At 53.8% G+C, this 12,807-nt stretch carries 15 protein-coding genes; 9 read left to right on the top strand and 6 right to left on the bottom strand.

Annotation, left to right across the window (positions count from 1 at the left end; genetic code table 11):
• Nucleotides 1–12 precede the first annotated feature (12 nt).
• Nucleotides 13–609 (bottom strand): NUDIX hydrolase, encoded by a 597-nt coding sequence (locus NG653_RS08360; protein WP_252741242.1) that lies wholly within the window; start codon nt 607–609, stop codon nt 13–15.
• A 7-nt stretch (nt 610–616) separates the two neighbouring features.
• Between NG653_RS08360 and pyrE the strand changes: the two genes are divergently transcribed.
• Together pyrE and NG653_RS08350 are read left to right on the top strand one after the other, a co-directional pair.
• Nucleotides 617–1,258, top strand: a complete 642-nt coding sequence (pyrE, locus tag NG653_RS08355) for an orotate phosphoribosyltransferase (protein ID WP_252741241.1) — start codon at nt 617–619, stop codon at nt 1,256–1,258.
• 1 nt (nt 1,259) lies between these two features.
• Entirely contained in the window at nt 1,260–1,652 is a 393-nt protein-coding gene (locus NG653_RS08350; protein ID WP_252741240.1) for an SRPBCC family protein, read from the top strand.
• 4 nt (nt 1,653–1,656) lie between these two features.
• On the opposite strand, the gene NG653_RS08345 is transcribed toward NG653_RS08350, so the two are convergent.
• Nucleotides 1,657–2,388: a biotin--[acetyl-CoA-carboxylase] ligase gene (locus NG653_RS08345; RefSeq protein WP_252741239.1), complete on the bottom strand. Its 732-nt coding sequence runs from the start codon at nt 2,386–2,388 to the stop codon at nt 1,657–1,659.
• A 91-nt stretch (nt 2,389–2,479) separates the two neighbouring features.
• On the opposite strand from NG653_RS08345, the gene rsfS reads away from it, so the two are divergent.
• The 6 genes from rsfS to NG653_RS08315 all read left to right on the top strand — a co-directional run bounded on the left by rsfS (nt 2,480) and on the right by NG653_RS08315 (nt 7,283).
• On the top strand, nt 2,480–2,854 hold the full coding sequence (gene rsfS / locus NG653_RS08340) for a ribosome silencing factor (protein WP_252741238.1): 375 nt from the start codon (nt 2,480–2,482) through the stop codon (nt 2,852–2,854).
• 10 nt (nt 2,855–2,864) lie between these two features.
• Complete coding sequence (gene ftsH, locus NG653_RS08335) at nt 2,865–4,880, top strand: ATP-dependent zinc metalloprotease FtsH (RefSeq protein ID WP_252741237.1); 2,016 nt, start codon at nt 2,865–2,867, stop codon at nt 4,878–4,880.
• A 68-nt stretch (nt 4,881–4,948) separates the two neighbouring features.
• Nucleotides 4,949–5,563: an LUD domain-containing protein gene (locus NG653_RS08330; protein WP_252741236.1), complete on the top strand. Its 615-nt coding sequence runs from the start codon at nt 4,949–4,951 to the stop codon at nt 5,561–5,563.
• Between the two features lie 2 nt (nt 5,564–5,565).
• Nucleotides 5,566–6,369 (top strand): phosphatidate cytidylyltransferase, encoded by an 804-nt coding sequence (locus NG653_RS08325; RefSeq protein ID WP_252741235.1) that lies wholly within the window; start codon nt 5,566–5,568, stop codon nt 6,367–6,369.
• Nucleotides 6,359–7,027 carry a phosphatidylserine decarboxylase family protein gene (locus tag NG653_RS08320; RefSeq protein ID WP_252741234.1) on the top strand — a complete coding sequence of 223 codons (669 nt, stop codon included), beginning with the start codon at nt 6,359–6,361 and terminating at the stop codon, nt 7,025–7,027. The genes NG653_RS08325 and NG653_RS08320 overlap by 11 nt, the downstream gene beginning before the upstream one ends.
• Nucleotides 7,017–7,283, top strand: coding sequence for an acyl-CoA-binding protein (locus NG653_RS08315; protein WP_252741233.1), 267 nt, complete (start codon nt 7,017–7,019; stop codon nt 7,281–7,283). Before NG653_RS08320 ends, NG653_RS08315 begins: the two co-directional genes overlap by 11 nt.
• Before the next feature lie 4 nt (nt 7,284–7,287).
• Here the strand turns inward: NG653_RS08315 and NG653_RS08310 are convergent, their stop codons facing one another.
• From NG653_RS08310 to NG653_RS08295, 4 genes are all read right to left on the bottom strand, one after another.
• Nucleotides 7,288–8,556, bottom strand: a complete 1,269-nt coding sequence (locus NG653_RS08310) for a sterol desaturase family protein (protein ID WP_252741232.1) — start codon at nt 8,554–8,556, stop codon at nt 7,288–7,290.
• A 149-nt stretch (nt 8,557–8,705) separates the two neighbouring features.
• A complete protein-coding gene (locus NG653_RS08305) occupies nt 8,706–9,359 on the bottom strand; it encodes a leucine-rich repeat domain-containing protein (RefSeq protein ID WP_252741231.1) in 654 nt (217 codons plus the stop codon).
• 78 nt (nt 9,360–9,437) lie between these two features.
• Nucleotides 9,438–10,136, bottom strand: coding sequence for a response regulator transcription factor (locus NG653_RS08300; protein ID WP_252741230.1), 699 nt, complete (start codon nt 10,134–10,136; stop codon nt 9,438–9,440).
• A complete protein-coding gene (locus NG653_RS08295) occupies nt 10,117–11,403 on the bottom strand; it encodes a sensor histidine kinase (protein ID WP_252741229.1) in 1,287 nt (428 codons plus the stop codon). Before NG653_RS08295 ends, NG653_RS08300 begins: the two co-directional genes overlap by 20 nt.
• Before the next feature lie 238 nt (nt 11,404–11,641).
• On the opposite strand from NG653_RS08295, the gene NG653_RS08290 reads away from it, so the two are divergent.
• Nucleotides 11,642–12,796 (top strand): hypothetical protein, encoded by a 1,155-nt coding sequence (locus NG653_RS08290; RefSeq protein WP_252741228.1) that lies wholly within the window; start codon nt 11,642–11,644, stop codon nt 12,794–12,796.
• The last annotated feature ends 11 nt before the right edge of the window (nt 12,797–12,807 follow it).

Below are 12,807 nucleotides of genomic sequence, written 5' to 3'. Positions count from 1 at the left end.
TGGGATAAAAGGTTAAAGGATCGGGGGTTCAAAGAGGATCCGGATATTGATATAGGAATTTTCCAGGGCCTTTTTGATCTTTTCGGGGCCTTTCCATTTTACCTTTACAATGCCCTCGCTTTCCTCCCCGATCAATTCCCCCTGGTAATCGGTCCGCATGGCAAACCAATGGACTTCTTTCAGCTTGTATTTGCCATTGCGCTTGAAGACGTGGTAAGTCGTCCTGAGGAAGTTTTCAATTTCGAGGTCCTTTACCCCGGTTTCCTCTTCCACTTCCCTTAGGGCACAGGCTTCAAGGCCTTCCTTTTTTTTGCAAATCCCCTTGGGGAGGTCCCATTTGTCATTTCGGTAGATAAACAGGACCTTGCCCTGCTTGTTGGTAACTACCCCGCCTGCGGCCACCACCCTGGGGACTGCGCGGGTGAATTTGTTCAGGATCTCTTCCAGGTTGGGATGGTAAATAAAAGCCCTGGATAGCTTTTTCTTCATTAGTGCCTCTACGGCGTTTAGGACCTGGTCCTTTTTGATCCTGAAGTATTCCCCTTCTCCTGCCTCCAGAATCTTGTCGGTGAGGATGAGCGGCCTTTCATTGACAAAAACTTTATACATTTACGGCATGGTTTTAGACAAAGACACAGCCTTGAAAACAGCAGAGCTGTTGCTGCAAATAAATGCAATTAAATTAAATCCAGAAAATCCGTTTACCTGGGCTTCGGGCTGGAAATCGCCCATTTATTGCGATAACCGCATCTTGCTTTCCTATCCGTCTATCCGCAACTATGTGAGGCAGCAACTCGCCAGGCAGGTAGAGGAATTATACGGCAAACCCGACCTGATTGCCGGGGTGGCCACCGGGGCAATCGGGATTGGCGTCCTTGTGGCAGAGCAATTGGGCCTTCCCTTTGTATATGTACGCCCGGAACCGAAGTCACATGGCCGGAAGAATCAGATAGAAGGCAAGGCAGAAGCAGGGCAGACCACAGTGGTGATCGAGGACCTGATCAGCACCGGCCAGAGCAGCCTAAACGCCGTGAACGCCCTTAAGGAAGCAGGGCTGCAGGTGAAGGGCATGCTGGCCATCTTTACCTATGGCTTCCCCCTGGCCGACAAAAAGTTCGGGGAGCGCGACCTTCCCCTCCATACCCTGAGCGACTACGAACACCTGATTACACAAGCCTCCGAAACCGGCTATATCGATGAATCACAGCTCCAGACCCTGAAAGCCTGGAGGGCCAACCCACAAGACTGGAATCCCTGATATGTATTTAGAATCCCCTGTAAGCAGTATTGACAAGCCCCGTGAAGAGGTTTATGCGTTCCTGACCGACCTGAGGAATTTCGAACGCCTGATGCCCGAAAACATCCAGACTTTTGAGGTCCTGGATGCGGACACGTTCCGGTTCGCCCTTAAGGGCATGCCCGAAATCGTCCTGAAACGCAAGGAACAAGTCCCCGTAGAAAAGGTCGTGCTGGGAGCTGCCAGCGATAAATTGCCCTTTACCCTTACAGCCGACATCCGGGAACCAGGGCCGGGCCGGTCCGAAGTGACCCTCAGCTTTGAAGGGGCCTTCAACGCCATGATGGCCATGATGGTCAAGGGGCCCATCACCAGTTTCCTCAATACCCTAAGCCAGAACCTCGGCGCGCTGTAGCCCCTCAATAGTGGAGCTGCAGCTCCTTGAAGGCAAAGGTTTCGTACTGGCCCCTTTCCACTTCCAGCCGGAGTTTTCCATCGGGTTCCACCCCCCTGATGATTGCGGGGAAAGGTTCCCCCCCGGGCCGGCTGAAGGTAGCCGGCTTGTCTTTTTTGAACAGGTGTGCATAATAATCGGGTAAAACAGCCTCAAACGGGGCTTCCGCCGCCCGGGGCAGTTGGCGGGCCAGCGTCGGCAAGAGGGCGGCGAGCAGTTCATCAAGGGCATAGTCCCGGCCGGTGATCTTCTTCAGGGACGATGCCCGGGGCAAATCGCCGAATTCGAGCTGGTTTACATTCAGGCCGATACCGATAATGCTCTGGCTGATCGCATCCCCCTTCAACTGGTTTTCGATCAGGATCCCACAGATTTTATGGTGGCCTGACAGAATGTCGTTAGGCCATTTGATGCTAAGGTCGGGAATCCCCATCGATTGCAGCACCCGTAGTACCGCCAGGGAAACCTCAATGTTCAGGGCGAAATGTGTCCGCGCAGGTAAGGCATCAAATTTTTTCAATACGCTGAATGTTAAGTTCTTACCGGCCTCCCCTTCCCACCGGGCGCCCCGCTGGCCCTTTCCGGCCGTCTGCAACGCGGCCTGCACTACGGTAAAATCAGGCAGGGTTTCCCTGCGCTGAAGGCGCTTCAAATAGGCGTTGGTGGAATCCGTGGCACTAAGTTTGATCAACTGCATACATGCCTTTTTTGGGGGATTAAGCTTATGTTAAAATGGGTACCCCAAAAAACAAAAAAATAATAACTTTGTAAAAACTTAACGTATTTGGATGCAGAAAGGGAAAGTTAGTGCAGATGAGTTAATTTCCTTGATCTTACACGGAATTGAAGAAGTAAAAGGAGTAGAGATAAATATCCTTGACTTACGCGATTTAGACAACACGGTTTGCGACTATTTCGTCATTTGCAACGGGACTTCCAACACGCATGTCAAAGCGATCGTCAATTCCATCCAGAAAACCGTCAGCAAAGCTATTCACGACAAGCCCTGGCACGTAGAAGGGTCAGATAATGCAGAATGGGTTCTGATCGATTACGTGAACGTTGTGGTTCACGTTTTCCAGAAACAGGCCAGGGAATTCTACGACATAGAGGGACTTTGGGGTGATGCCCGGGTCACCCTGGTAGAAAGTAGTTTTAACTAGGAAAAAATACATGGCAAAAGATAATAATACCCCTCAGAGGAAACCCCGCTTCAGTTCCTGGTGGATCTACGGGCTGATCATCGTCTTCCTGATCGGCTACCAGTTCCTTGGAAGCGACAACTTTTCCCCCACCAACAAGACCACTACCTCCGAACTCCAGGAATTCCTGAGAAACGGGGACATTGAAAAAATCCTCATCATCACCAACACCCGGCAGGCAAAGGTCTTCCTTACCCAGGAAGCCCTGTCCAAGGATGTGCACCGCGATGTGGCCAACCAGCCCTTTTCGATAACCTCGGGTACCCTGCCCCAGTATATCCTGGATTACGGGGACCTGCAGAATTTCGAAAATGACATCAAGAAAATAAAACAGGAGAACAACCTCGATACCGTGGTGGATTACGACACGGAGTCGAATGTTTTCATGGAGTTGCTGCTCACCCTGCTGCCCTTTGTGCTGATCATCGGGATCTGGATCTACCTCATGCGCCGGATGTCTGGCGGGGCCGGAGGCGGGGCCGGCGGGCAAATCTTCAATATCGGCAAATCCAAAGCCAAGCTCTTCGACGAAAAGACCGATACCCGTACCACTTTCAAGGATGTGGCCGGCCTGGAAGGGGCAAAGGAAGAGGTGGAAGAAATTGTCGAGTTCCTGAAAAACCCTGATAAGTATACCTCCCTTGGAGGGAAGATTCCAAAGGGAGCCCTTCTGGTGGGCCCCCCGGGTACCGGAAAAACCCTCCTGGCCAAAGCAGTGGCCGGGGAGGCGAAAGTCCCCTTTTTCTCCCTTTCCGGATCTGATTTTGTGGAGATGTTCGTCGGGGTCGGGGCCTCCCGGGTACGCGACCTGTTCAAGCAGGCCAAGGACAAATCGCCGGCCATCATTTTCATCGATGAGATCGATGCCATCGGCAGGGCGCGCGGCAAAAACAACTTTACCGGGTCGAATGACGAACGGGAAAATACCCTGAACCAGCTGCTGACTGAAATGGACGGTTTTGGCTCCAACACCAATGTGATTGTTTTGGCGGCCACAAACCGGGCCGACGTCCTGGACAAGGCGCTGATGCGTGCCGGCCGGTTCGACCGGCTGATCTATGTGGACCTGCCCGACATCCGCGAGCGGAAGGAAATCTTCGAAGTCCACCTGAGGCCCATCAAAACTGCCGAAACCCTGGACCTTGATTTCCTGGCCCGTCAGACCCCCGGGTTTTCGGGTGCCGATATCGCCAACGTCTGCAATGAGGCGGCCCTGATCGCTGCCCGTAAGGAGCGCCCTGCAGTGACCAAGCAGGATTTCCTCGATGCCGTGGACCGCATCGTAGGCGGCCTGGAAAAAAAGAATAAAATCATTACCCCGGAGGAAAAGAAGACGATTGCCTTTCACGAAGCCGGACATGCCACGGTGAGCTGGATGCTCGAACACGCCGCGCCCCTGGTCAAAGTAACCATTGTGCCCCGGGGCCAGTCCCTGGGAGCGGCCTGGTACCTGCCGGAGGAACGCCTCCTGGTACGGCCCGAACAGATGAAGGACGAGATGTGCGCTACCCTGGGCGGAAGGGCTGCGGAAAAGGTCATCTTCAACAAAATCTCCACCGGGGCCCTGAGCGACCTCGAAAAGATCACCAAACAGGCCAGGGCCATGGTAACCATATACGGGCTGAACGACGAAATTGGCAATGTGACCTTCTACGATTCCAGCGGCCAGAACGAATACGGGTTTACCAAACCCTACAGCGAGGAGACGGCGCGGAAGATAGACATGGAGATCTCCAAACTCATTGAAGAGCAATATGTAAGGGCTATAGAAGTCCTGGAAGCCAACAAGGACAAGCTTACCGAACTGGCAGAGCTGTTGTTGGAAAAAGAAGTTATCTTTAAGGAGGACCTGGAGCGCATTTTCGGCAAACGCCCCTTTGAGAAACAGTTCGACCAACTGGGGCAGGAAAAGGCCATTACGGTCCCTGAAAGTACCGCCGGGGAGACGCCCGAGGAGGCCGAAGAGGCTGTTGAGGAAAAAAAATAGGGGTGGCCGGGGGCAACCAGCCTCCCTGCCGGCGCCTTTAACCTAAACCTGAGATATCTAACCACTGCATGGGGCTTTTTGACAGAATTTTCAAAGGCGGCAAAAAAAAGAAGGACACCCGGGAAACGGTGCAGACCCGGGGTGCCCATATGCCCGACCTGAAAATCCCCGTGGATGAAAAATTTACCATACAGTTCAAAAAGAACGGTGGAAAATTTATCTACTGCGTTTCCTTTGAGGAGGTCCTGGAAGGCCTGGGCAACATCATTGAAGAGAACCACTGGCAACAGGCGGCCTTCCTCAGCCTGAATCCGCTGTTGCAACAGCGCTTTGCCGGGGAGGACCTTCGGTTCACCCAATCCACCTCCGAGGCAGAGGTCTTTTTTACCACCTGTGAACACCTGGTGGCCGTTGACGGATCGATCCTGGTAAATTCGAACCAGTTACTGGAGAAAAAACTGCATGAGGTGCCCGAAAACATCATCGTGTTCGCCACCACCAGCCAACTGGTGGAATCGATTGGGGAAGGGTTGAAGATGATCAAAAAGAAATACCGGAAGGAGATCCCGACCAACATCACCACCCTGAAGCACTTTAACCCAACGGATGAAAATGCCAGGGACTTCCGGACCTATGGCAGCAGCTCCAAGCACCTGTATTTACTTTTACTCGAGGACCTTTAGGCATGAAGGAGGTATTGAGGAGGCTTTTGACCGGGGTTCTGTATGTGCTTTTGCTCCTGTCAGCCGTTTTCCTGAGTTCCGATGCCTACGATTTCCTCTTCATGGTCTTCGGCCTGGCCTGCCTTTACGAATATAAAAGGATGGTCCGCTTGCAGGGATACTACATCTTTGCGGCCTATCTGCTGCTTTGGTGGATTTTTATCTACCTCACGCGGGACCCGCTCCTGATCCGGTTGCTGCTGGTCCTGACCCTGGTCGTAGACGCAGGCCTGATCCTTTACCTCTTTACCAAAAAGACCCGGGTGTTTACCCCCTTGCAAAAATATCTCATTGGGCTTTTCTACCTCGGGGGTGGTTGTATTTTCCTGACCATGATTCCGTACAAGGACGACGTGTTTGCCAAATACCTCATCATCGGCATCTTCCTGATGATCTGGGTGAATGATTCCTTTGCCTACCTGGTCGGAAAAACCCTTGGGCGCACCAAACTTTTCCCGGCTGTCTCACCAAAGAAGACTGTGGAAGGGAGCCTGGGAGGCCTGGTGTTTACCCTGGGCGCCGCCTGGATCCTGGGGCGGTATGCCCCGGTACTGGATATCCCGCAATGGATGATCCTCGCCGGGGTACTCGTCCTTTGCGGCAGCCTGGGCGACCTGATTGAGTCCAAATTCAAAAGGGCTGCCGGCATCAAAGACAGCGGCGCCATCCTGCCCGGCCACGGGGGTATGCTCGACCGCCTCGACAGCCTTGTTTTTGCAGCCCCCTTTGCCTATCTTACCCTAATCCTGTTTAGCTATGTTTCATAAAGAAGGTCAAAAGATTATCCTGATTGCCTTTTTCCTTTGCAGTGTCATTGCCCTTATAGCGCATTTCTATGTCGGTGCGGAATGGCTCAGGGTTGGGATACAACTGCTGGCGTTTGGCGCTTTGGTGATGGTCCTGCAGTTCTTCCGGAACCCGAGTCGGGTCGCCCCCAAGACCTTCGACGAAATCCTGGCCCCTGCTGACGGAAAAGTCGTGGCCATAGAAGAAGTCGAAGAAACCGAATACTTCAAGGCCCCGCGCATTCAGGTGTCGATCTTTATGTCGCCGGTAAATGTACATGTGACCCGGTACCCGGCCAGTGGGCAGGTAGTGTATTCCAAATACCATCCCGGAAAATACCTGGTGGCCTGGAACCCGAAGTCGAGTACGGAAAACGAACGGACAACCGTGGTCATCAACACCCCTAAGTTCGGAAAGGTTGGATACCGGCAAATTGCGGGGGCAGTGGCCCGCCGGATTGTCAATTATGCCGAAGTGGGCGAAAGCGTGCAACAAGGGGAGGATGCCGGCTTTATAAAATTTGGCTCCCGTCTGGATTTGTTGCTACCTTTGGATTGCCAGGTTACCGTAAAGCTCAACCAAAGCGTCGTGGGGGCCAGGACCTGTGTGGCCACCCTTGCTCAAAAGGATGATGGATAACGAATTACAAAAGGAATTCCGGGAAGCGGTAGACTTTATAAACGGGTACACCAGCCTGCTGCCCGCTGACTTATTGCTGAAGCTTTACGCCTACTTTAAAATCGCCAACCAGAATTTTAACAACCCGGGAAGCAAGACGCCCCTCATCAATGCCTTCAAGGCCAATGCCCTGATACAGGCCAGGGATATTGCGCCAGAGGAAGCGATGAAAGCATACATCGAATTGGTGAATAAGGAGGTAAAAAAACGCTCCTAACCCCTTAGTATGCCAGGGGGCTTTGTTCGGTGCCCTTCTCCACGTACCGGAAATATATCCCCGCAAAAAGGGTGATCGCGAAATAGAGCCCAACCCACCAGGGGCCCTGGGCCCAATAGGTGCCCAGGCCGAACCAGTCTCCTGTACCCAGCAACAGGGCGAGGCCCGCAAGGGCCCTGCCGGATTCGATCCAGGCGGCATATGGTTTTCCGTCCATCAGGGTGGTGTAGCCGTAGATCCCGGCAAACACAAAGACCCCGAACATGAGCAGCCCGTCAAAGCCAATCTGCCCGTAATTGTAAAACATGAACAGCAACAAGGCCAGGGTAGCCGTCATTTGGAATATCGCATAGGCCTTCATGCCCAGGGAAGCCGGGGGGCAGTACCGCTCAAAATGATAGACATCCGAAATGATTTCCCTGGGGTATTTCGCCTCCACGTCCGCAGGCCTCCACCCTGTAGGCATCACCCAGATGCGCAACTTGTCCCAAACGCTCCGGGTACGCCAGGCATCCTGCATCAGACCCCACAGGTGCTGGAAGTTGATATGGATGGGGTTCCAGGTAGCCGCAGGTTTGAGGACCCCGTACTGGGGTGGCACCTCGTCAAGTTCCTCCTGGAAGGTCCCGAAAAGGCGGTCCCAAACACAAAGCACCTGCCCCAGGTTCTTATCGATATACTCAGGGTTGATCGCATGGTGTACCCGGTGCTGGGAGGGGGTGACAATCACATACTCCAGCCAGCCCATTTTACCGATGTGTTGGGTGTGGTACCAAAACTGTGCAAAAAGGTGGATGGGCGCCAAAATGGCCACAACCTTCTCGGGGACCCCGAGCAGGGCGGCCGGAATCAGCAGCAGGGGAAAATACCCCACCAGGTTGGAAATGGATTGCCGCAGGGCACAGGCCAGGTTGAATTCCTCACTGCTGTGGTGGATAACATGCTGGTTCCAGAAGACATTCACCCTGTGGCTGAGGCGGTGGTTCCAGTACCCCGCAAAATCGATGGCCACAAAGGCGGTAAGCCATACCCCCCAGGTCGCCCTGATCTGTGTCAGGGCCAGGTGCTCTAACAAATAAGGGTAGCTGACCAGCACCACCCCCAGTCCCAGGGAGTCCTTAAGGATATTGGTAAGCCCCGAACTGATGGAACTCACGGTATCCATAACCTTATATTTCTGATTTCGGACCAGGTGCCCATAACCGATCTCTATCAGCATCAGCACGATAAAAAAAGGGATGGCGTACAAAAGGGCATTTGCGTAAGCTTCCATTCTCCGGGAATATTTCTCAAAAATAGTAAAAGCAGCCTTTTCTGCCACGGGGCCCGGGGCACAACCCTTTTTTAACCTTGCAAGGGAACTGCAGGGATTTCCGTTAATTTAGTATTTGGGGGTGGGGGGATACCCCCCTGTCCATGAGATTATTCACAATCCAGGCTGTACTCATCCGATTCATCCTTCGACCACGAAGCGGGGATACTGGCCAGTTGCTGGGGGCTCACCAGGATGCAGGTCAGCGGGTTTCCCTCAATCCTGAATTCATTAAAGGAGGGAAGCGGAAGGGTCGAAACATCGATGGAAGTGATCTGATTATTGGCCAGGTCCAGCAGCTGCAGGGAAGTATAATCCGCTAAGTCCAGGCCGGTAAGTTGGTTCCCGGAAGCCCCTATTTTTTCGATGCCCGGGTTCACCCCGATCTGCAAACGGGTCAGTTGGTTGTTCTCGGCCCAGACAAAAAGCAAATTCGTATTGGACCGGATATCCAGTGCGGTGAGCGCATTGTCCCGGACACTCAGGTCAATCAGGGCCTTGAAGCCACCTATGCCCGTAAGGTCCTGGATGCCCTGGTTTGCCACATCCAGGCGTTGGACCCCCTCAATACGGGAGGTCAGGACCGATCCGTCCACCTCATCATCGAGGCCGAGGGCCACCAGGGCGGCTTCAAAGTTGGCATCCGGGATGCTGGTTCGCGCCCCGGGGATCGGGATGTTGGGGTCTGTATCCGTACCGGAATCGGAATCGCAAGCCATCAGGAGGAGCCCCGCCTGCAGCAGGGCCAGGAATTTTCTTTTCATTTTTTTTTATTTTAAAAATACAAAACTTTCCCGGTTCATATAGGGCATGGAATCACGGTTTCGGGAGCGGGCGGGCGCCTAACCGGGCACCCTGAGGATAAAACCCTGCCCATGGACGTTCTCGATCCGAAGGGAGTCGTCGGCTTCGAGGAGCTTCCGGAGTCGGGTAACGAAGACGTTCAGGCTTTTTCGGTTGAAATAATCATTCCGGCCCCAGATCCGCTTCAGGATATCGGCATGGGTACAAAGGCGGTTGCGGTGGCGCAGGAGATACGACAACAGTTCGCTCTCGCGACTGGTAAGCGCGATCTCGTCCCCATCCAGCCTGAGGCACTGGTTCTGGGGGTCATACTGAAATCGGCCGAGGGATTGCAGCCCGTCGGAAGGCGGTTCCGACTTGGAGGAAAGGCGCGAGAGCAGGGTTTCGATCCGCACGACCAGTTCTTCTTCATCAATAGGCTTTTTCAGGTAGTCCACGGCCCCCACCGAAAAGCCCTTGAGCACATCGATCTTCATGGACCTGGCCGTCAGGAACAGGAAGGGTACGGACGGATGGCGCTCACGGATTTGCCCCCCCAGGGTAAAGCCGTCCGTATCGGGCATCATCACATCGAGGATGAGCAGGTCAAAGACCTTCTGCTCGAGCAAAGGGAGTACCTCGGCGGTTGTTTTTGCCCAAAGCACTTCCATGCCCTTCATCCTGAGGTATTCCGTCAACAGGTACCCCAGGGAGGTATCATCCTCTACCAAAAGTATTTTATACGGTTTTGTTTCCATCAGTATTCAAAGGTACTATAAAGTCCACCACGGTCCCGTCCTGCATATCGCTGCGGACCGTAACGTTACCCCCGTGCCGCTCAGCAATGATCCGGACATAGCTCAGCCCCAGCCCGTAGCCCCTCACCTTTTGCCGGTCGCCCCCGGGAACGCGGTAATATTTCTTGAAAATCTGCTGCAGGGCCTCCGCGGGGATGGGCGTCCCCCCGTTCCGGATTCGCAGGTGCAGCGCCTTCCCCTTTAGGAACGCCTCCAGCCGAATCGGGGTTTTTTCCCCATATTTTCGGGCATTGTCCAGCAGGTTGTTGATGGCGTTTTCCAGGTGGAATACCGAAGCATTCAAGGGGATTGAGCCTTCGGGCAGGCTATAGGAAAAGGGTTGTTCCTCCAGGTGGCAAAGCACCCCGAACTCCCGGCATATCCGTTCCAGGTGGGGCATAAAGTCCACAGGCTCCCTTCGGATCACTGCTTTGGCGTGTTCCAGGGACCCCAACTCGAGGACCTGGTCGATATGGGTCGACAGCTTTCTGGTTTGCTGCAGGATGGTCGCGGTCATCTCCCGTTCCTTCTCCCCTACCCGGCCCTCCAGGATTTTGGCCGCCAGGCTGATGGAAAAAACCGGGGTGCGCAACTCGTGGGTCAGGTTGTTGATGAACTCGTTGGTAGTGGTAATCACCTGCCGCTGCCAGTAATAGGTGCGAAGGATCCAGAGCACCACGGCAACAATGCCCGCCATAAATAGCAGGCTGGGCAAAATGAGCCCGTTAAGCTGCGACAAAAAATACGTGTTCAGGTTCTGGAATTCCAATTGAAGGACCATCCGTTTGCCCAATCGCTCCGGGAGGTAGCCTTGCAATTCCAGGGGGTAGACCACCCCCTCAGGCTCCCCCTGTGGGCTTGCAGCCGATTGCAGGTAATAGCTGCTGTCCCGGGCCATGAGGGCAAAACTGAAGTCCCTGTCCAATTGATGGTCCAGCAGGCGCTCCCGCAGGTAATCCTTCAGGAAATACCGAGAGGCATCCGTAAGCTGGGCCGGGTCTGTCCGGAAAAAGCTGGTATCCTGTTCCAGGGCATTGGCCAGCAGGTAGGTGAGCTGGTTGCGGTCGCTCAGGTCCCTTTTGATTTCCGCCCCCGCCTGGGCGATCTTTTGGCTGAATTGTACCCGCGCCAGGTTCAGGCCAATTTTGAGGTATCGGTACTGCACCATGGCAAGCCCGGCAATGGATACCACCAGGAGGGAAACGAATGCTATCCGCTTTAGAACCATGTTGCAATAAACGGGAATTTAGCGCCTGAGTTAAGCGTTATTATCGGATCCTTAAGCCCTTTAACTTTTTGTTAATTCAATTTGTTTTACAATAACCCCCGCGAACGGATGCCTGCCTTACTTTAGCATCAGGATAAAGGTACAGCTTTATCGAATCGCAAGAGGTAGCGTTAAGTTTAGTTAAATAAGGGAAGCCAGTAGAAATGCTGGCTTTTCCTTTTAAACTCCAATTCCAAACATGAAAATACAAAGAACCTTTTTCAAAATGGCCATTGGCTTTATCCCGCTCCTGTTCTGGCACTCCATGCGGGGCCAGGGTTGCGTGGTTATCCGCCATTTTTCGAGTTGTTCCGGTGCGTTTCCCCAATCCGGATTGCTCGGGGAAGGCGAGCTAATGCTGGGGGTGAACTACCGCTACTTCAAATCGTTCCGGCATTTCCGGGGAACTGAGGAGGAACCGGACCGGGTCTCCAACGGAACAGAAGTCATTAACCATTCCCATGCCTGGGATTTTACCGCAACCTATGGGATCAGTGACCGATGGTTTGCCACCCTGGCAATCCCAACCGTGATTAACACCCGCTCTTCCCTTTATGAACATGGGCGGGAAGAGCGGAACACGACGTATTCCCGTGGTCTGGCCGATATCCGTTGGTCTGTTGGGTATTGGTTACTGGACCCTTTGGAACAACCCAAAGGAAATATAGCAATCGCTCTGGGGATGAAATTGCCAACCGGAAACTTCAATGCTTCAGACATCTTTTATAACGTGGGTGTCGACGGCCGACCGGAAGTCCGGCCGGTAGACCAGTCCATTCAACCCGGTGACGGCGGGTTCGGGATTTCAGCTGAATTCCAGTACTACTGGGAATTCCTGCCGAAACTATTCATGTACGGGGGAGGTTTTTATCTTTCGAACCCCAGGGAAATCAACGGTACCCGCACCTTCAGGGAAACGCTGAACCCGCTGCTTGAAAATGAAGCCATCATGTCGGTTCCGGATCAATACTCCCTCAGGATGGGGTTGACACGGGTCCTGTCAGAGGCGTTTACCGCATCCCTGGGCGCCCGTTTCGATGCAGTGCCGGTGCGCGACTTCATCGGGGGAAGCGGGGGTTTCCGTCGCCCCGGAAATGTCCTTTCCATTGACCCGGGCATCACCTGCCTAAGGGGAAACTTCGGCCTGACCCTCAGTGTACCCGTGGCCGTTCGGAGGGAGCGACCCCAGAGCGTGACGGACCTCGAAACCGAGCTGCTGACGGGAACCCCCAGGAACGGGGATGCCGCATTTGCCGATTACGTCCTTAATCTGGGGCTCGTCTATCGTTTTGGCAGGAAAGGGATCCCTATCGACCCCGACTTAAGGGACGCCTTCAAACCAGCGGAGGAATAAACGGGCCTGTG

The organism is Robiginitalea marina (assembly GCF_024006985.1).
GTDB lineage: Bacteria > Bacteroidota > Bacteroidia > Flavobacteriales > Flavobacteriaceae > Robiginitalea > Robiginitalea marina.
Note: the sequence above shows the minus strand (reverse complement) of the source record. Positions and strands in the feature narration are given on the sequence as shown.

Coding starts and splice junctions, on each gene's coding strand:
- NG653_RS08315 (WP_252741233.1), top strand. CDS start 7,017: ATGATGGATAACGAATTACAAAAGGAATTCCGGGAAGCGGTAGACTTT.
- NG653_RS08360 (WP_252741242.1), bottom strand. CDS start 609: ATGTATAAAGTTTTTGTCAATGAAAGGCCGCTCATCCTCACCGACAAG.
- pyrE (WP_252741241.1), top strand. CDS start 617: ATGGTTTTAGACAAAGACACAGCCTTGAAAACAGCAGAGCTGTTGCTG.
- rsfS (WP_252741238.1), top strand. CDS start 2,480: ATGCAGAAAGGGAAAGTTAGTGCAGATGAGTTAATTTCCTTGATCTTA.
- NG653_RS08320 (WP_252741234.1), top strand. CDS start 6,359: ATGTTTCATAAAGAAGGTCAAAAGATTATCCTGATTGCCTTTTTCCTT.
- NG653_RS08295 (WP_252741229.1), bottom strand. CDS start 11,403: ATGGTTCTAAAGCGGATAGCATTCGTTTCCCTCCTGGTGGTATCCATT.
- NG653_RS08345 (WP_252741239.1), bottom strand. CDS start 2,388: ATGCAGTTGATCAAACTTAGTGCCACGGATTCCACCAACGCCTATTTG.
- NG653_RS08330 (WP_252741236.1), top strand. CDS start 4,949: ATGGGGCTTTTTGACAGAATTTTCAAAGGCGGCAAAAAAAAGAAGGAC.
- NG653_RS08310 (WP_252741232.1), bottom strand. CDS start 8,556: ATGGAAGCTTACGCAAATGCCCTTTTGTACGCCATCCCTTTTTTTATC.
- NG653_RS08305 (WP_252741231.1), bottom strand. CDS start 9,359: ATGAAAAGAAAATTCCTGGCCCTGCTGCAGGCGGGGCTCCTCCTGATG.
- NG653_RS08325 (WP_252741235.1), top strand. CDS start 5,566: ATGAAGGAGGTATTGAGGAGGCTTTTGACCGGGGTTCTGTATGTGCTT.
- NG653_RS08290 (WP_252741228.1), top strand. CDS start 11,642: ATGAAAATACAAAGAACCTTTTTCAAAATGGCCATTGGCTTTATCCCG.
- NG653_RS08300 (WP_252741230.1), bottom strand. CDS start 10,136: ATGGAAACAAAACCGTATAAAATACTTTTGGTAGAGGATGATACCTCC.
- NG653_RS08350 (WP_252741240.1), top strand. CDS start 1,260: ATGTATTTAGAATCCCCTGTAAGCAGTATTGACAAGCCCCGTGAAGAG.
- ftsH (WP_252741237.1), top strand. CDS start 2,865: ATGGCAAAAGATAATAATACCCCTCAGAGGAAACCCCGCTTCAGTTCC.